The organism is Pontibacter actiniarum (assembly GCF_003585765.1).
Lineage (GTDB): Bacteria > Bacteroidota > Bacteroidia > Cytophagales > Hymenobacteraceae > Pontibacter > Pontibacter actiniarum.
In genome coordinates this window covers 1,820,125-1,837,142 of the sequence record NZ_CP021235.1, presented here as the reverse complement: position 1 = coordinate 1,837,142, position 17,018 = coordinate 1,820,125, and the positions used below count along the sequence as shown (strand labels likewise).

Sequence of the window (17,018 nt, the reverse complement as noted above, 5' to 3'; positions counted from 1 at the left end):
GGTACTGTCGTTATAAACCGTAAATGTTGAAACAATATGCAAATCACTCCACGGAGACAAAGGAAGCCCTACGACTTCAAACTTTTGAGCTGGCCCCTTTGCGAGGGGCAGGCATCCGTGCTAGCCGCTAACAGTCAAAAGGTAACGGAAGGGGTGATTTGCGCCTTTTTACGATTTCAAAGCGAAGTCGGCCAAGCCGGGGCGGGAGGTGCCGTAAAAAAGAAGGCAGGCAGCGCTACTGCGGGTGCAGTAAAGCGCGGCCTGCCAAGTATGTGCTATGGCGTGCCGTAAGTTAGCGCACCAGTTGCTTTACAATTGCGGCCAGTTCCTGCGTGAGCGCCTCCCGGGAGAAGCGGGAGTGGTTGATATACGGCAGGTCCAGGTTCGGGTTAATCTTCCATGCTTTGCTCCACTGGTTCATGTGGTCCAGCATCAGGTCATAGGCGGTGTAGTGAAACAGCCGGCCGGCTCCGCACTCATCTATAATGCGGTCCATGTCTGAGTGAACCGGCCCGAGGGCGACGATCGGCTTGTTGGAGGCCAGGTACTCAAACAGCTTACCCGGTACGTTGGCGTACACATTCTCCACATCGGCGATAGCCAGGAAGAGCACCGTGCTCTCCATCATATACTTAATAGATTCCTGGTGCGGCACATACGGCACAAACTCGGTAATGCCCAGCACCCCCGCCTTCTCGATGCGCTTTTTCATGCCCTCCGATACCTTGCCCACAAACCGCAGCTTATAGTTGATCTCGCTGTGCAGCGATAGCAGGTGCGCCAGTACCTTCAGGAAGACATCAATGTTATAGTTCTCGGTTATCGTGCCGGTGTACGTAATAAGAAACTCATCCTTCGGCGGCTTGCTCTGGAAGGTAAAGTCCGCCGCGTCATACCCGTTCGGGATCACGTGGATTTTGTCCACCGCTATACTTGCCGGCTTGTTCAGGAAGAGGCGCTTGGTGTCCTCGCTTGTCACGATAATGGCGTCGGCCTGCTCCAGCACCTGCCGCTCGTACTTTTCGTCGAGGCGTTTGGCCAGCGCGGTGTGGTACAGCTGGTCGTAGTAGTGGATGTTCGTCCAGGGGTCGCGCAGGTCCGCAATCCAGGGCAGGTTGTACTTCTTCTTTAACTTGAGGCCAATGAGCTGCGTAGAGTGTGGCGGGCTGGTGGTGACAATGGCTTTATACTTGCCGCTCTGCAGCAGCTCGTCCGCCTTCCGCAGCGCATGCTTGTTCCAGCCTACGCGGGCATCGGGTATAAACAGGTTGCCGCGCACGAACTTAAACAGCTTGTCCACCAGGTTGTCCTTTGTTTGCTGGTTGGCAAAACCGCTGTAGGGGATCTCCTTTTTGCCGGAGAGCTTTTTATAGTACTCAAACGGCTCCGAGGTGGCGGTGCGGTGCACCGGCAGCCCTTCCGGCACCTCCTGCACGAAGGTCTCGTCCAGAAGCGGGTAGGAGGCTTGCTTTTCATCAACGGTGAGCACGGTGGGCTGCACGCCAAACTGCGGGAGGTACTTGCAGAACTTCAGCCCACGCTGAACACCCGGCCCCCCGGAAGGCGGCCAGTAATAAGATATATAAAGTAAATCGGTCAGGTCTGTTTCTTTCAAAGCGATTGGCAATAAGCGTTCGTTCTCAAATATAGCGAATAATTGATTTCAATAGAGGATTTACGGGGCAAAGTGGCTGCTGTTGTATTATACTTTGCCCGGAACCAATACCAATCCTGTTTATGTCGTACATTTGAGTAGTAAGTTTGCTGATAATCCGTATTTTTGTAGGTAAATCCAGAAAAAGAGATGTTCGATAATTTAAGTAACAAGTTAGACCGAGCCTTCAAAACGCTGAAAGGCCAGGGAAACATTACCGAGATAAACGTAGCCACAACCATCAAAGAGGTGCGACGCGCCCTGGTAGATGCCGACGTAAACTATAAAGTTGCCAAATCTGTCACCGATAACATCAAAGAGAAGGCGCTGGGCCGTGATGTACTGATCGCGGTGTCGCCGGGCCAGCTGATGGTGAAGATCATGCACGAGGAGCTGACCGAACTGATGGGCGGCGAGAAAAAGGACGTTAACCTGAAAGGTGATCCGGCTGTCATCCTTATTTCCGGTCTTCAGGGTTCTGGTAAGACAACCTTTACCGGCAAACTGGCCAACTACATTAAAAAGCAGGGCCGTTCTGTAATGGTGGCCGCCTGCGACGTGTACCGCCCGGCGGCGATCAACCAGCTGCAGGTGCTGGCCGAGCAGGTAGGGGTAGAGGCCTATACCGAACTGGAGAACAAAAATCCGGTGCAGATTGCCCTGAACGCAATTGAGCACGCCAAGAAAACACATAAGAAAGTCGTTATCATTGACACCGCCGGTCGTCTGGCTGTGGATGAGGCGATGATGAACGAGATCGCCGAGATAAAAAAGGCCATCAACCCAACCGAAACCCTGTTTGTGGTGGACTCCATGACAGGCCAGGATGCGGTGAACACGGCCAAAACCTTTAACGAGCGCATCAACTTCGACGGCGTGGTGCTGACGAAGCTCGACGGTGACTCGCGCGGTGGTGCGGCCCTTTCCATCCGTGCCGTAGTAGAGAAGCCTATCAAGTTTATCTCTACCGGTGAGAAGATGGAGGCCCTCGACCTGTTCTACCCAGACCGTATGGCGCAGCGTATCCTCGGCATGGGTGACGTGATCTCCCTGGTGGAGCGCGCGCAGCAGGCCTTCGATGAGGACGAGGCGAAACGCATCAACAAGAAGATTCGCAAGAACCAGTTTAACTTCGATGACTTCCTGACGCAGCTGGAGCAGATCAAGAAAATGGGTGACATCAAAGACCTGGTAGGTATGATACCGGGTGTTGGTAAGGCCCTGAAGGATGTGGAGATCGATGAAAACGCCTTTAAGCCTATCGAAGCGATTATTAAATCGATGACGAAGGAAGAGCGCGAGAACCCGGACATGATCAGCGGAAGCCGCCGTGCCCGTATCGCCAAAGGAAGCGGAACGGATATTCAGCAGGTGAACAATCTGATGAAGCAGTTCAACGACATGCGCAAAATGATGCGCTCGATGAACAAAATGGCCGGTAAGCGCGGAGGCCTGAGCAACATGGCCAACCTGATGAAGCGCTAAACTTCGGGCTATACGTTAAAAGGCGCGGGCCATACTTCCATGAAGTATGGCCCGCGCCTTTTTTGCCCTTACCGGCAGGTTGTTGAGCGAGGGCCGTTTAAACCTGCGCCGAGAGCTGCATGCGCTCGTTCTCCAGCAGCGCAACCGTTTCCTGGCAATCGGAGATAACCTGTAGCACGAGGGTTTCTACCAGTGCTGCATCCTGGCAGCTGATAGCTTCTTTCAGGCTTTTCAGCCTTCCCAGAAGCGGCTGTGCGGCCACAACAGACACGCTGTCAAAAAGGTCTGCCACAATGTTGGGCAGCAGCTGTAGCTCCCCGCTTTTGAGGCTGTGCTTTAGCTGCTCCACAGCCAGCAGGGTGTTGTGCAGGCAAAGGGTTAGGAGTTCGGCCAGAAAGCCGTTGCGGTCGCTGACCAGCCGTAGCAGGGGCTCCAGGTTTATACCTGGGGCAGCATCTGAGGGTAAAACAATGGCTGTGCTACACTGCGTGAGCCTGTAAATGGTGTCGTAGAGATACTCCGGCTCAAATGGCTTCGATACGTAGGCGTCGGCCCCGGCTGCCAGGCACTTTTCGATCTCGCCTGTTGTGGCGTGGGCCGTGAGAGCGATAATGGGCGTGCGGGCCTTTGGGCCATCCATTTCCCGGATACGGCGCGTGGCCTCATACCCGTCCATCTCCGGCATTTGCATGTCCATCAGGATGAGGTCATACTCCTGCTGCTCGAAAAGCTGGAGCGCCTCCAGCCCGTTAAACACCGTATCCAGGGTAACGCCCCAATCCGACAGCACTGTATATATAAGCAGCTGGTTAATCTCGTTGTCCTCGGCCAGCAGAATGCGCAGCTCCCCGAGAGCGCCTGCCGGTTCGCTTAGAGGCTGCTCCTCGCTTTCCGGCGCCTGTTCCGGAAGCGGTTGCTGCACGCCGAAGGGCAGGGAGAAGGTGAAGGCGCTGCCCACCTTCGGGTGGCTCCGAACGGCCATCGTACCGCCCTGCATCTCCACCAGGTGCTTCGAAATTGAGAGGCCCAGACCGGTGCCGCCATACTTGCGGGTCGTGTCGTTGCTGCCTTGGTTAAAGCTTTCGAAGATTACCTGCAGCTTATCCTCCGCAATACCGATGCCGGTGTCCTCAACCGTGAACTCCAGCATGAGCTTTTCGTCTTTCTGGCCAATTGAGTGGATAAGCAGCTTTATCTCGCCCTGGTCTGTAAACTTGATGGCATTGCCCACCAGGTTCAGCAGCACCTGCTTCAGGCGGAGCGGGTCGCCTATCAACTGCTGCGGAACGCTGGCATCCAGATAGGTCGAGAGCCTGTTGCCCCGCTCTGAGGCGCGCGTTTCCATCAGCAGCACGATGTCCTGCACCAGCTCGGGCAGGCAGAAGGCAATGTGCTCAAAGGTGAATTGCTGCGAGGTGATCTTCGAGAAGTCCAGCAGGTCGTTTATGATCTGCATCAGGTTGTTGGCCGATGTCTGTATCGCCTTCAGGAATTTATGCTGCTCGTCATTGAGCTGCGTTTTCTGCAGCACATTCGTCAAACCGATGATGCCGTTCATGGGCGTGCGTATCTCGTGGCTCATGTTGGCCAGGAACTGCTCCTTCACGCGCACAGACTTTTCGGCTACCTCCTTTGCCTGTGTCAGCTCGCGCTCGTTCTGGATTCGTTCGGTAATATCCAGGGCAAAGCCGGTGACGCCCATCATGCGGCCCGCCGCGTCGTACACCGGTATGTAGTGGGCCTTCAGAAAGTAGCCGTTCGTTTCGTCTACCGACTGGATGGTCTCCCCGTTGAGCGCACGCTTAAAGCGGTTCACGATGCGCGGGTAGTGCTGGAACAGCTCATAGTAGGGCCGCCCGATTAGCTCCTCCTGCTTTACACCGATCAGGTCGTAGGCACGGCCTTGGGCAAAAAGCACCTCTCCGGCAGCATTCGTGCTGTAGAAGGCCATCGGCGAGTTAGAGATAATCAGGTCGAGCTGGTACTGCGTGTCGCGCAGCCGCTGCTCCGACTCCATGCGCTTTAGTTCGGCTTTGCGGAGGCGGATGGCGGAGCGTATGCTGTGGGATACGTTCTGCGGCGTCAGCATGCTTTTCGGCAGGTAGTCTGCGGCGCCCAACCGCATGGCCTGGGCGGCTATTCTTTCATCCCCGTGGGAGGTAACCACCAAAACAGGGGCACTCAACTCTAGTTTACTGATGTGCTCCATCAGCTCCAGGCCGTCCATGTCGGGCAGCATGAAGTCGATAAAGATGCAGTCGAAGGTTTGCGCCAGCAACAGCCTTAAACCGGCCTGCGCGGTATTTGCGGTGTAGGTCTGGGTGCTTAGCCCGGACTTCTGCAGCGATCGCATCAGGGCCATCTGATCTACCTTGTCATCGTCGATGATCAGAATGCTTAATTGCTCCGGGAGGGCGTCTTGTAGTTGGGTAAACGTTTGCACTGCGCTCAGGGTCACTAAGGGTAAAAGAGAGACAAGTATACTTGTACGGTGAAGCTATGGCCGCTCGCAGAGCTTCCAGTAATTGTTCAGGGTGGCGACGGAGGCTATGAACTTCTCGAAGGAGAGGGGTTTTAATATATAGCCTGCCACATTAAAGTTGTAGGCGTTAATCTTGTCGCTGTCCTGGTTAGAGGTGGTCATGACAAAAACACTGGCGCTCTTGAACTTCTCATCCGACCGCAGCTCGCGCAGGAACTCGATGCCGTTCATTTTCGGCATGTTAATGTCCAGGATGATGATGTGGGGAAACGGTACCTGGCCACCGCGCAGCATTTCCAGCGCCTCCTGCCCGTTATGGGCAATAAACAGGGGGTTGGTGATGGTGTTCTTCTTAAAGGCGCGCTGCACGTTCATAATATCTACTTCATCGTCCTCAACGAGCAGGATGTTGATTAGCTTTTCACTCATATGATAATTATTCATGGTAATGTAAATCCTGTTGGTCCGGTTCCGATACTTTGGGCCACGTAAAGCGGACGGTGGTGCCTTTACGGGCGTTTGTCTCCGCTTTGATGGTGCCGCCCGCAAATTGGACGATTTTTTTCGAAATAGCTAAGCCTGCCCCAATAGTATCTACCGAATCTTTGGGTGAGACAGTGTAAAAGAGATTAAACACGCTGCCCAGTGCCTCTTCCGGAATGCCGCAGCCGTCGTCCTCCACCTCGAACACCAGCTGCTGTGCCTGCTCCTGCACACGGACCACAATAGTCGGGTAGTCCTTGTCTGTGAAGGTGGCGGCGTTTTGCAGCAGGCTGCGTAGCACCTGGCGCAGTTTGGCCTTATAGGTAAGCAGCACCGGCAGGCTTGTCGGAAGCTCGAGCTGCACGTGCGCCGGCAACTCATCCTGCAGCTCCTGTAGCAGGCGGGTCAGGTCCGTTACCACCACCTCCAGCTCCATGCGGGTTACGCGGGAGTACTGAAGCAGGGCCTCTATCATGCGCTCCATCCGGGTGGTGCGGTTGCGCAGCAAGTCAATGTTCTGTTTTACATCCGGCGCCAGGTCCGAGCCCAGGTCCTCCTCAATCCAGCTGGAGAGGTTAGAAATGGCGCGTACGGGGGCCTTTAGATCGTGGGAGACAATGTAGGCAAACTCGTCAAACTCTTTCTGTAGCTGTGCGAGCTGCTCAGGGCAGGAGAGGGGCTGGTGTTCCATATGAATAGGGTGTTCTTTTAAACTGGCAAGGCCTGCGGGGCTTTGGTCTTTAACTGCTGGGTTTCTTTTGGCCAGGTAAACACAAACCGGCTTCCTGTCCCTTCCCCGGACTCTACCCGGACACTGCCGCCTTTCTCATCCAAGATCTTTTTTACAATGGCCAGGCCAACGCCTGTGCTCTCTTTGGTGTCGCGGGCTTCCATGGTCTGAAAGATGCCGAAGATCTTCTGGTGATACTCCCGCGCGATGCCGGGGCCGTTATCCTCCACCCAGAACTCGTAGCGGTCAGCCAAGGCACGGCCACCGATGGTTACTTCCGGGTGAGGCTTATCGTTATACTTAATGGCGTTGCTGATCAGGTTGGCGAACACCTGCTGCAGCAGGATGTGCTCAGCCGTGAGCGCTGGCAGCGAGTCTGAAATGTTGACCTGCACATGGCTGGCAGGGGCAAGCGAATCCACCAGCTCCGAAACCAGCTGGAAAGTGGAGAAGTGCTGCTTGGGCAACTCCTGCCGCCCGATGCGGGAGTAATCCAGGATGCCGTTGATGAGGTTTTCCATACGGAGCACGCGCCCGCGCATCAGTTCCAGGTTGCGCAGCACGTCAGGCTCCAGGTCCGTGCCCAGGTCCTCCTCAATCCACTCGGCCAGGCTGTTGATGGCACGCAGGGGCGCTTTCAGGTCGTGCGATACCACGTAGGCAAACTGGTCCAGTTCGCTGTTTGTCTTCTTTAGGTTGTTGAAGCTTGTCTCCAGGTGCTGCGCCATTACGTTCAGCGAGCTCGAAACGATAGAGATCTCGTCGTTGCGCTCATCCTGGATTCTAACGCTGAAGTCCCCTTCAGAAATCTCAGATGCCATGTTGGCCATCGTCAGCAAGCGCTGCCGGATTGCCTTTACCAGCACCTGAATGATGAAGAACCCCACAATGAGGCAGACGACGGTCAGGGCGATGGATAGGTTCTCGGTTAAGCGCAGCGAGCTGTTCATTTCCTTCATCCGGGCTTCCTTCAGGTAGGTCTCCTGTTTCTCAAAGGTAGCTATTTGCTCCCGTACGTTGTCCATGATCTTCCGCCCGATGCCCGCCCGCACCACATTTACACGGAAAGCCTCATAAGCGGCATCTCCTTCCCGCGACAGCAGTGCTTGCCGCTGCAGCTCGATAGCCTGGTAGGCAAAACTGTTGAGCCAGTGGTCGAAGGTCGTGTCGATCGCTGTCAGCCTTTCGACTTGGGTCTGGGTCCGCACGAGCGCCATGAGTTGGGGATAGGTTGCCTCATAGTCACGCTGCCCCTTGTAGAATGGCTCCAGGAAAGCTTCGTTATCTGAAATCTGGAAACCCCGCACACCCGTTTCTGCGTCGATGATGGCCTTTTCAATCACCTCGGAGAGGCGGAGTATTTCGGCTGAATCTATGGCATGGGTAACATCCTCTTTTACTATGGAGGACTGAAGCATAAAAGAGGCCGTGACAAATGTTAAGACTAGCATGATAAAGCCAAAGGCCAGGTAAATTTTGGTAACGAGCTTCATAGAAGTGTGTAAGCGGGAAAACCTTTACAGCCGGGGCGAAGGATGAACCAAGCCTCCGATACCTGTAAAAGCAGTGCAATATAGATTATTGTACTTTTTTTACCAATACCACCTGTTGCAAAAAGCTTTAATAGTGCCCTCTGTTTTCTTTTGCGGCCCATGCGTCAAAGGCTTTCTTCGCCTCCTGCGGGAGTAGTTGCTCTGCCGGAATCCGGCGCGCTTCTGTGGGTTTCTCCAGCTCTTCGTAAATAAAGGCGTCGTCAAAGCCAATGCGGGCGGCATCCTGGTGGGTGTTGCCATAGTATATCTTCTGCAGCCGGGCCCAGTAGATAGCCCCCAGGCACATGGGGCAGGGTTCACAGCTGGTGTAGATGGAGCAGCTGGACAGGTCGTGGGTGCCAAGCACCTGCGAGGCCTTCCGGATGGCGTCCACCTCGGCGTGGGCGGTGGGGTCGTGGCTGGCCAGCACATTGTTAAAGCCGCGTGCTATCACCTCTCCGTCGCGGACTACCACTGCGCCAAAAGGCCCTCCGTGGCCCTCCTGCATTTTCTCTAGCGAAAGGCGGATGGCCTCCCTCATAAACGCCTGCTGCTGCTCTTTTTGCGGTTCCATTGTTTCTTGCAAGATAAATATCTAAATAGTTGAATATGCGTAAAGTATAGCTATGGTTCAATGATACTTCAGCTATGTTGTCCACACTACTCTTGATTCTGACTCTTACTGCGGTTCCAGCCCCAAAGGTTACCGCTATTTTACCTTCAGCAGCCTTGCTGCAGGCCGACTCAGCCTCGCTGCTTGCGAAGACCTGGGTGCTGCGCGAAACACTGCGGCAGCAGGAGGGTAAGCTGGAGCCGGTGCTGCCGGTTGAAGAGATGCGGCTGGCCTTTCGTGCAGACGGAACGTACCGGCTCAGCCGCATAAGCCAAGTGCCAAACGCGGTGAACGGGATAGCGTCGGTGGAAGAGGGGACGTGGACGCTGGAGGCGGAGAGGGGCCTGATCGGGATGCAGACAACACGGGTGGACGGGCGACCTATGCCCCATATGATGCTGTACCGATGGCAGGTTCAGGAGCTTACTCCTGACCAGCTGGTGTTGCAGCAAAGCCGGTTGCAGGGGCAGTACCTGGTGCTGGAGGCTGCTCCGTAAGTGCCAAAAAATAGCTTATACTTCACTTGTGCGGTGTTAATGCATACTCGAAGTATAAGCTACTGCAGTTTTGGCCTTCCGGCGGCGTATCTTGTTACTGAATCATCAGTATGTATAACTATGCAAATAAATAACAGTAACATGTGTTGCTGTTACTTTGTGTACGTGTGGCCTTTTTATTTAGTTAGCATAGGTTAAGTGGTTTGTGTACAGGTGATTAATGTTTGGGTAAGGGAGGCGCATCTAAGGTTTGCTTTCTGCGGTGATACACGCGAAATATCTTATTGGCACCCGTTCCGTATCTAGGAGCTGATGTATCAAAAACTAACAATCACTATGAGAAAAACAACTGAAATAGTAGCGGCTATGCTATTGTGCCTTTGCTTTCTGGCCAGCAGTTGCTCTGCCACAAAAGAGCAGCAACTGGAGGACGAACTGGCAGATTTCAGAACGTGGGTCAGTAACACGACTTCAAATATAGCCGACCGTACTGAGGAAGACTGGGAGCGTGCCCGTGCCGATTTTAAGATGCGCACGCAGGAACTGGACCAGAAGGAAGACCAGTTTTCACAAGAGCTCAAGCAGGACTATCAGAACCTGAAGCAGGAGTTCCAATCAGCCGACGAGGAGTTTCAGCGTAACCTGGATGAGCCTGGGTTGGCGGAATGGGAGCGGGGCCTGCTGGACCGCTGGGCGGATTTCGCCACCATCAACGAAAGCAACGTGCGCGAGGCCTATATCACCTTTATGGAGAATGTGCGGGCCAAAAGCGACAGCTGGAACGACCAGGATTGGGAAATGGCGAAGCGGGTGCTAGAGGAGCTGAACCAGCGCAAGAGCGAGATCAACGGAGACATTCCGACCGATACGGAAGTCAAGATCAAGGCACTGCAGATGGAGTTCCGCACGCTGGAGACAGCTGCTGATGTCACCGATAATAACTAAACGATCACCACACCCTCCTTCGGATCACCATAAAGTATAGCTTGATGGTGAAGATGCCTATAGCTTGAATTCCATGCTAGTATTGCATCCACTTGGTGCCAGTTTGCCGGAGGGATGGGTAAAGGACAGCTAAGAAGGCCTTGCAGCGCACCCGCATAGGTGGGGAGTGCTGCAAGGCTTTTTTTGTAGCCCTGCAGGTGCGGAAACAAGAGCCTGTTGGCCTGCGAAGGATAGGTTTCCAGCACGGCAATGCCTTGCGCAGCGAGCTGGGTGCGCAGCTTTATGGCACGAGCGGTAAGCCCCCCGATAAACATCGGCGACATAGCCTGTACCTCACGGTCTGCCTGGCGGTAGAAGAAGTCAGAGGCGGTGGTAAAAGCCTCCCGGGCATAGACCTTCGGTAAGGAGAGCGGCGCATCCAGGAAGATGACCTTTGGCTGTAGTTCGGCAATCAAGTAAAGCAGCCAGCTGTCCGCGTCCTTCCCCTTTTCGCTTTGCCACAGGCGCAGTGCACCGTCGCGTACCATTGCCACCGCCGTGGTGCCCGCCAGCTTGGCGCCAAAGTCTATCCCCATATGCGTGTCATCCATAGTGCCTTTCTGTTTTTAGCAGTTGTTGAAAGTGTTACTGGGTTCATACGTTTTTATACTTCTTTTCAGCTAATTTGCCGCTTACCTACTAATGATACAGCAACAATGCCCGTACAGCCCGAATTATACCTAGTGAAAGCCTTCACGCAGACACCTGCCGGCGGAAACGCCGCTGGAGTGGTTCTTTATGCAGACTCACTGGCTCAGCACGAGAAACAGCGAATTGCTGCCAGCCTGGGGCTCTCTGAAACAGCCTTCGTGTCTAACTCTGACATAGGGGATGCGAAGGTGGAGTTCTTTACGCCAAACCGCCAGATACCGCACTGCGGACACGCTACGGTGGCGACTTTTGGCCTGTTATCTCAAAAAGGGCTGGTGAATGGCCCCGCTGCGGTAAAGGAGTCGGTGGAGGGGCCGCGTAACATTGAACTGAAAGAAGGAAAGGTGTACCAGGCGCAACTGGCGCCTCGGTACAAGGCTTTGTCCGAGACCAGTGTTTCCGTAGCGGATGTGGCGGCCTCGCTGGGTCTGGAGTCGGGGCAGGAGTTACTGGTGGAACCTGTGCTGGCCCATACGGGCGTGTGGTTTTTACTGGTGCAGGTGCGGGATGAGGGGGTGCTGAGGCAGTTGGAGCCTGTTCAGGAGATGCTGGCCCGGGTTTCGGAGGCCTTGGATCTGGTGGGCTACTACGTCTTCACTACGGCCACAGGCGCTGCCGATGCCACTACGCGAATGTTCGCACCACGCTATGGCATACCTGAAGAGTCAGCCACCGGAATGGCCGCCGGCCCGCTGGCTTGCTATCTCCGCGACGCGCTGCAATACAATAAAACAGAGTTTCTGATCCACCAGGGCTATCTTATGCAGCCGCCGTCGCCTAGCCAGCTGGAGGTGTATCTTACGGTTGATGCAAACGGAAGCATCGCTGCACTGAAAGCAGGCGGGCCAGCCGTCGTGGTGGAGCAGCTAGCGCTCCCCGCTTAGTTCTTGTTAAAGCTCCCGGCCATGTTCCGGTGGAGGGATGCGGGGCTCCAGTAGCCGCTGGCAATAATGCGCCGGATAGAATGAAGAGGTTCCTGCCTGTCCTGGGCTGCTGCAAGCTGGAAGGCGGCCGTCGTGCCCCTGCTTTTAAGCTCCGGAATAGCCTGCGGGTTCCAGAGGCCGAACGGATAGGCAAAGTAGGTAACAGGCTGCCCCACGATTTCTTCGAGTTTCTTTTTAGGCTTTTCTACCTGTGTTACCCAATCCTGCCCTTCGTAATTTTTTACGTTGTGATGATCCCAGGTGTGGCTGCCTATGGTGTGCCCGCGGTCGGCCAGCTCCCTAACCTGAGCGCTACTCATGTAGCGCGGCCTGCCCAACGAAACCGTCATAACAAAGAAAACACCCTTAAAGCCATACTTTTCTAGTTCAGGTGCAGCAACCTCATACTGAGTGAGGTTTGTGTCGTCGAACGTGAGCATGATGGGCTTTTCAGGCAAATAGGCCCCGGTCGTTAGGTAGGCCATTAGCTCATCGGGAGAGACGGTGTGGTAGCCGCTGTCGGCGAGCATTTTGATCTGCTCCCGGAAGCGTTCCTCCGGCACAATGTACGTCTTTGCTAACTCAGAGTCTGTGGCTGTCCAGTCGCGGATCTGATGGTAGCAGAGGATGGGTACTTCGGGCCGGGCTAGTATGGCGGCAGCATCGGCTGCTAGATTTATAGCCTGTGGGGCCAGTGCGGTTTCCTGAACAGGGCTGGCAGCTGTAACTGTATCGGATGGTAACACCGCCGCTGAATCAACCAGTGGTTCAGGGGCAGCGGAGGCAACGTTTGTGGCGGTAGGCTGCGCCGGGTCGCAAGCCGTAAACAGGGTAGCGGCAGCCAAAAGTTTAAGGGTGCAGCGGGTAAAGGATGTAAGCATAAACAGCGAAAGGTTGGCTGCAAAATACGTATTTCTTCGTTGCCGCTAAAATGTTAATTTTTAAATGTTGGCTGACTAAGCTTGAGAGCAACCGGCGTAAGGGCAGTGCCATTTTTAGCAATGCCCTTACACCGGTTAAAAGCAGGTGATGACTTGTCTTTACATGCCGTTTTGCTGCCCTAGCGGCCTGTGTCTTCCGGTATAGTTAAGCCTTGGCCTGGCCAGCTATGTTGCTCATATACTTCTGCCCGGAGCCCGTGTTCAGGAGCAGGATCGTTTCCTGCGGGGCAAGGACACCTGTGCTTAGCAGTTGCCTCGCAGCCATCCATACGGCGGCTCCCTCGGGTGCCACAAAGAGCCCTTCGTGGCTGCCCAACTCCCGTAAACCGTGCAGCATGTCTTCTTCTGTAATACTTACTGCCGTGCCCCCCGATTCGCGCAACACCTGCAGCATCATCTGCTCCCCAATAGGGCGGGGTACCGCCAGTCCGTTGGCAATGGTAGGCTTGCCCACATATTGCTGCGCGTTTGCCTGGTGCCCCAGGTAGGTAGCCACCAGGGGTTGGCAGTTGGCGGCCTGCACAGCTACCATGCGCGGCAGCTTCACATCCTCCTCCAGCCAACCCAGCTCCTGTAGCTCTTTAAAGGCTTTCCAGATGCCGATCAAGCCGGTTCCGCCGCCTGCCGGGTACAGGATCACGTCGGGCAACTGCCAGTTGAGTTGTTCCGCTAGCTCATACCCCATTGTTTTCTTGCCCTCCAGGCGGTACGGCTCTTTCAGCGTTGATACATCCAGGAGGTTGCCGGCTGCATTCAGCTCTTTGGCCTTGGCGGCACAATCGTTTATCAGGCCATCCACCAGTACTACCTCTGCACCATACCAGTAACATTCTTCTCTAAATGCCTCCGGTGTGTGGCGTGGCATCACCACAACGGCCTTCATGCCTGCTTTGGCACAGTAAGCCGCCATCGCTACTCCCGCGTTGCCAGCGGTAGGCACAATGCATCCCTCCGCACCTAGTTCTTTTGCCATGGAGATGGCCATGCTTAAGCCGCGCGCCTTAAAGGAGCCGGTTGGGTTTTGTCCCTCATCCTTTAAGAGCAGGTTGCTGAGGTTATACTTGCGGGCAAGGTTCTGCAGCGCCAGGATAGGGGTAAAGCCCTCCCCCAGGCTCACAATGTTTTCTTCATGCTGCACAGGCAGCAGTTCGCGGTAGCGCCACATGGTCGCCGCCCGCTTGGCAAGCACTTCTTTCGGAAAAGGCGTTTGCAGGTCGTATTGGGCTGCTAGCGGCAGCTGGCAGCAGGGCGAAAAGGTTTGCTTGGTGTGGGCAGAGTGGGTGCTGCCGCAGTTTGAGCAGCTAAGGTGCACCATGCGGCTGGTGCTTTCAGTTAGTGTCTCCATAGTTAAGGTTGTTTACGCCAAATAGCCGCTTAACTATGAATATATCAAATGGTATTTCGGAATAGGCTATTCTGTTTTGGAATAGTGCATTTTGGTGAAGCGCATAAAGTTCTTAAACAGCAGATCGTTTTCGCTGCCCTTGCGCTGGATAAAGTAGAAGGTGCGCCCAACCTGCAGGTCCTTCACCTGCAGCTCCACAAGCTCACCCGAAACCAGCTCCTTTAGCACAGCGGGGCGCGGGAGGAAGGAGAGGCAGGTGTTATCGGCACGAACAAAGTTCTTGAGTGCCTCTGTGCCCCCCAGCCGTATTTTTACGGGGATGTCGTTGAGGCGGATTCCCTTCTGCAGCAGCGCCTCCTCCAGCACGGCGAGCGTGCCGGAACCGTACTCGCGCAGGGCCAGCGGGATGTTGTACAGGTCCTGTTGGTGCAGCTGTTGGTGGCGCAGCGGGTTGCCGGCGGAACATACCGGTATCACCTCATCCTTCATGAAAGGGGTGTAGGTAACATTGCTGACTTTGTTTATGCCCTCAATGATCCCTAGGTCAATCTCATGGTCTACAAGGGCCTTGAGGATGTTCTCCGAGTTCCTGTTCTTCAGCGTGATCTGCACATTGGGGTTCTGCGCCAGGTAGGCGGAGAGCACCGGCGGCAATATATAAAGCGAGATGGTGGTGCTGGAGCCAATAACCATGCGTACCTGGGGGGAAAAGTCCGTGCTTACGCTCTTAAGCTCCTCATACAGCTCGTGCTGCAGTTGCCGGGCCAGCAGCAGCTTGCGGTACAGCAGCGTACCGGCAGGCGTCAGGCTCACGTGGTTGCCGTGCCGGTTAAAAAGCCCGACCTTATAGTACTCCTCCAGCGCCTTTACGTGTTTGCTTATGGCCGACTGGCTGATGAAAAGTGCCTGGCTGGCTTTGGTAAAGCTGAGCAGGCGGGCTACTTCAAAAAATATCTCGTGGCGTTGAGAAAGCATCTGGTGTAGAAATAACATCGGCGGCCCTCTCGCTGCAGAAGGCCGGTTGGAGAACTGGCACTGCACCCTTTCTGCCTGATAAAAGCAAACTTAAGGCGCGACAGCTTCAAAGGCAAGTGCAGTAAAAAGTAGGCGTGCTGGCAGTGGTCTTTTACCTGAACCCTCAGAGGCTGTGTTTATCTTACCAGAGCCTCTGCCTGTGCCTGCATGGCGCGCTGATGGTGGTCGAAGTGGTCCTGCAGAAAGGAGAGGGTTTGCAACATGTTGAGCGGACCCACATAAGGGTGCTTAAAGAGGCATTTGTCCACCAGGTTGGGCGGCAGCTCCGTCAGCACGTCTTCCAGGTTAAAGCGGACCGCATCCCACTGCTGGCGGAGGTGCTGTAGCTGGGCGTAGTCCGGTACAGTGGCAACAGGGGCCGGTGCCTTATACTTGCGGCCCGATATGAGCGCCAGCTTCAGTATAAAAGCTTTAACGGCACAGGAAAAGGTAGAAGGCTCCAGTGTGTCCTGCTGTTGCAGCTTGTGCTGTATGTAGCTCAGCGTTTGCTCGTCTACCAGCACCAGGTGCGCCACATGCTGGTTTATACTCCATTTCCCTTCCGCCGGGGCCGTGTTCAGCTGTTGCTCGTCCAGTGCCTCCAGCTCGTCCAGCAGGCGGTTGCGAGACGCTTCCAGGCGGAGGTATTTGTTTTCCAGTTGTGGGTTCATAAGAATGTTCAGACTATAAACGCTCTGTGTCATGTGTTTTGGCCTCTTCGTCAATACCTAAATCTACGCAACTTTGGCATATATACAATATGGCTGATATCTGGTTTTTTTATAAACGGCTGGTGCTGTGTTTTATGTGTGTTTGCCTGCTTAAATTAAAATGGTATAAGTATAAATTCAGGTTTCAACATTAGCCTTTTGTGCCGAAATTGCAGCCTTAACTTTCGTGTAGATGAACAATGACCCTATAGGCGCGGCTGTGCTGGATTACCTCGCAGGTGCCGAAAATGCCAAGATCACGGTAGAGAACAGCCTGGCAGAGGATGATGAGATGCCGGTACACTACCTTTTCCGTACGGAGGAGGAGATGCCGGAACTGGAGGTGCTTGCCCTGGAGCAGTGCCGGGGCGCAGTGTTGGACGTAGGCGCCGGCGCCGGCTGCCACACACTGGCGCTGCAGCAGCGCGGGGTGGCCGTGGCGGCCCTCGATATCTCTGCTGGCGCTGTGGAGGCAATGCGGCAGCAAGGCGTGCAGCAGGTGCTGCACCAGGATGTGTTTACGCTGGAGGGGCAGCAGTACGATACGCTGCTGATGCTCATGAACGGTATCGGCATTGCGGGCAACCTGCAGGGGCTGGAGTGCTTCCTGGAGCATGCCAAAACGCTCCTGAAACCGGGCGGGCAGATTTTGCTGGAGTCATCTGACATACTGTACATGTATGAGGATGAGGACGGCTCGGTGCTGTTGGACCTGAATGCCGGTTACTATGGCGAGGTGAAGTATAACATGGTGTACAAAGAGCAGCAGAGCGGCTGGTTTAACTGGCTTTTCATTGATCCTGCCATACTGGAGGATTACGCCGGGCTGCACGGGTATACTTTTGAGCTGTTGCTGGAGGGGGAGGCCGGCAATTTCCTGGCGCGCCTGGCGTTGCCGTAGCTTTAAGGTATCGTTGTTTTTCATGTGCCGTAAGAGTACTCTGTATACCTGCAGTTTTGGCTGCAGCTAAAGC

Annotated in this window: 16 protein-coding genes; 5 read left to right on the top strand and 11 right to left on the bottom strand. The window is 54.8% G+C overall.

Translation table 11 applies throughout. From position 1 onward, the window contains the following. Window positions 1-292 precede the first annotated feature (292 nt). Window positions 293-1,615: a glycosyltransferase family 4 protein gene (locus CA264_RS07970; RefSeq protein WP_025606141.1), complete on the bottom strand. Its 1,323-nt coding sequence runs from the start codon at window positions 1,613-1,615 to the stop codon at window positions 293-295. A gap of 189 nt (window positions 1,616-1,804) precedes the next feature. Here CA264_RS07970 and ffh point away from each other — a divergent pair, with 189 nt between their 5' ends. Beyond that, the gene (gene ffh, locus CA264_RS07965; RefSeq protein WP_025606139.1) at window positions 1,805-3,139 is read left to right on the top strand and encodes a signal recognition particle protein; all 1,335 of its coding nucleotides are present in this window, start codon (window positions 1,805-1,807) and stop codon (window positions 3,137-3,139) included. Window positions 3,140-3,236: 97 nt separating this feature from the next. Here the strand turns inward: ffh and CA264_RS07960 are convergent, their stop codons facing one another. The 5 genes from CA264_RS07960 to CA264_RS07940 form a co-directional block, all read right to left on the bottom strand. Then, window positions 3,237-5,597, bottom strand: coding sequence for a hybrid sensor histidine kinase/response regulator (locus CA264_RS07960; protein WP_025606137.1), 2,361 nt, complete (start codon window positions 5,595-5,597; stop codon window positions 3,237-3,239). Window positions 5,598-5,636: 39 nt separating this feature from the next. Beyond that, a complete protein-coding gene (locus CA264_RS07955; RefSeq protein WP_025606136.1) occupies window positions 5,637-6,050 on the bottom strand; it encodes a response regulator in 414 nt (137 codons plus the stop codon). 7 nt (window positions 6,051-6,057) lie between these two features. Next, window positions 6,058-6,795 carry a sensor histidine kinase gene (locus CA264_RS07950; protein WP_025606134.1) on the bottom strand — a complete coding sequence of 246 codons (738 nt, stop codon included), beginning with the start codon at window positions 6,793-6,795 and terminating at the stop codon, window positions 6,058-6,060. 17 nt (window positions 6,796-6,812) lie between these two features. Next, window positions 6,813-8,327: a sensor histidine kinase gene (locus CA264_RS07945; RefSeq protein ID WP_025606132.1), complete on the bottom strand. Its 1,515-nt coding sequence runs from the start codon at window positions 8,325-8,327 to the stop codon at window positions 6,813-6,815. Window positions 8,328-8,454: 127 nt separating this feature from the next. Beyond that, window positions 8,455-8,940 carry a nucleoside deaminase gene (locus CA264_RS07940; RefSeq protein WP_036775864.1) on the bottom strand — a complete coding sequence of 162 codons (486 nt, stop codon included), beginning with the start codon at window positions 8,938-8,940 and terminating at the stop codon, window positions 8,455-8,457. 155 nt (window positions 8,941-9,095) lie between these two features. Between CA264_RS07940 and CA264_RS07935 the strand changes: the two genes are divergently transcribed. Next, entirely contained in the window at window positions 9,096-9,476 is a 381-nt protein-coding gene (locus tag CA264_RS07935; RefSeq protein ID WP_025606128.1) for a hypothetical protein, read from the top strand. A gap of 336 nt (window positions 9,477-9,812) precedes the next feature. Continuing rightward, the gene (locus tag CA264_RS07930) at window positions 9,813-10,421 is read left to right on the top strand and encodes a hypothetical protein (RefSeq protein WP_036775780.1); all 609 of its coding nucleotides are present in this window, start codon (window positions 9,813-9,815) and stop codon (window positions 10,419-10,421) included. Here the strand turns inward: CA264_RS07930 and CA264_RS07925 are convergent. Then, entirely contained in the window at window positions 10,418-11,011 is a 594-nt protein-coding gene (locus CA264_RS07925) for a DUF429 domain-containing protein (RefSeq protein WP_025606125.1), read from the bottom strand. The two genes, CA264_RS07930 and CA264_RS07925, sit on opposite strands and share 4 nt — an antisense overlap. Window positions 11,012-11,116: 105 nt before the next feature. Here CA264_RS07925 and CA264_RS07920 point away from each other — a divergent pair, with 105 nt between their 5' ends. Continuing rightward, window positions 11,117-11,995, top strand: a complete 879-nt coding sequence (locus CA264_RS07920) for a PhzF family phenazine biosynthesis protein (protein WP_036775776.1) — start codon at window positions 11,117-11,119, stop codon at window positions 11,993-11,995. Here the strand turns inward: CA264_RS07920 and CA264_RS07915 are convergent. The 4 genes from CA264_RS07915 to CA264_RS07900 form a co-directional block, all read right to left on the bottom strand. Further along, the gene (locus CA264_RS07915) at window positions 11,992-12,915 is read right to left on the bottom strand and encodes a polysaccharide deacetylase family protein (protein ID WP_025606121.1); all 924 of its coding nucleotides are present in this window, start codon (window positions 12,913-12,915) and stop codon (window positions 11,992-11,994) included. The genes CA264_RS07920 and CA264_RS07915 overlap by 4 nt on opposite strands. Before the next feature lie 205 nt (window positions 12,916-13,120). Continuing rightward, complete coding sequence (locus CA264_RS07910) at window positions 13,121-14,320, bottom strand: threonine synthase (RefSeq protein WP_025606120.1); 1,200 nt, start codon at window positions 14,318-14,320, stop codon at window positions 13,121-13,123. 66 nt (window positions 14,321-14,386) lie between these two features. Further along, window positions 14,387-15,295 (bottom strand): LysR family transcriptional regulator, encoded by a 909-nt coding sequence (locus tag CA264_RS07905; RefSeq protein WP_025606119.1) that lies wholly within the window; start codon window positions 15,293-15,295, stop codon window positions 14,387-14,389. A gap of 176 nt (window positions 15,296-15,471) precedes the next feature. Continuing rightward, a complete protein-coding gene (locus CA264_RS07900; RefSeq protein WP_025606117.1) occupies window positions 15,472-16,005 on the bottom strand; it encodes a DinB family protein in 534 nt (177 codons plus the stop codon). Window positions 16,006-16,237: 232 nt separating this feature from the next. Between CA264_RS07900 and CA264_RS07895 the strand changes: the two genes are divergently transcribed. Continuing rightward, on the top strand, window positions 16,238-16,945 hold the full coding sequence (locus CA264_RS07895) for a class I SAM-dependent methyltransferase (RefSeq protein WP_025606115.1): 708 nt from the start codon (window positions 16,238-16,240) through the stop codon (window positions 16,943-16,945). Window positions 16,946-17,018: the final 73 nt, after the last annotated feature.

What these genes read in the sequence shown, in the direction of transcription:
- CA264_RS07910 (WP_025606120.1), bottom strand. Translation starts at nt 14,320, where the DNA reads ATGGAGACACTAACTGAAAGCACCAGCCGCATGGTGCACCTTAGCTGC.
- CA264_RS07925 (WP_025606125.1), bottom strand. Translation starts at nt 11,011, where the DNA reads ATGGATGACACGCATATGGGGATAGACTTTGGCGCCAAGCTGGCGGGC.
- CA264_RS07930 (WP_036775780.1), top strand. Translation starts at nt 9,813, where the DNA reads ATGAGAAAAACAACTGAAATAGTAGCGGCTATGCTATTGTGCCTTTGC.
- CA264_RS07940 (WP_036775864.1), bottom strand. Translation starts at nt 8,940, where the DNA reads ATGGAACCGCAAAAAGAGCAGCAGCAGGCGTTTATGAGGGAGGCCATC.
- CA264_RS07900 (WP_025606117.1), bottom strand. Translation starts at nt 16,005, where the DNA reads ATGAACCCACAACTGGAAAACAAATACCTCCGCCTGGAAGCGTCTCGC.
- ffh (WP_025606139.1), top strand. Translation starts at nt 1,805, where the DNA reads ATGTTCGATAATTTAAGTAACAAGTTAGACCGAGCCTTCAAAACGCTG.
- CA264_RS07920 (WP_036775776.1), top strand. Translation starts at nt 11,117, where the DNA reads ATGCCCGTACAGCCCGAATTATACCTAGTGAAAGCCTTCACGCAGACA.
- CA264_RS07895 (WP_025606115.1), top strand. Translation starts at nt 16,238, where the DNA reads ATGAACAATGACCCTATAGGCGCGGCTGTGCTGGATTACCTCGCAGGT.
- CA264_RS07955 (WP_025606136.1), bottom strand. Translation starts at nt 6,050, where the DNA reads ATGAGTGAAAAGCTAATCAACATCCTGCTCGTTGAGGACGATGAAGTA.
- CA264_RS07950 (WP_025606134.1), bottom strand. Translation starts at nt 6,795, where the DNA reads ATGGAACACCAGCCCCTCTCCTGCCCTGAGCAGCTCGCACAGCTACAG.
- CA264_RS07915 (WP_025606121.1), bottom strand. Translation starts at nt 12,915, where the DNA reads ATGCTTACATCCTTTACCCGCTGCACCCTTAAACTTTTGGCTGCCGCT.
- CA264_RS07905 (WP_025606119.1), bottom strand. Translation starts at nt 15,295, where the DNA reads ATGCTTTCTCAACGCCACGAGATATTTTTTGAAGTAGCCCGCCTGCTC.
- CA264_RS07945 (WP_025606132.1), bottom strand. Translation starts at nt 8,327, where the DNA reads ATGAAGCTCGTTACCAAAATTTACCTGGCCTTTGGCTTTATCATGCTA.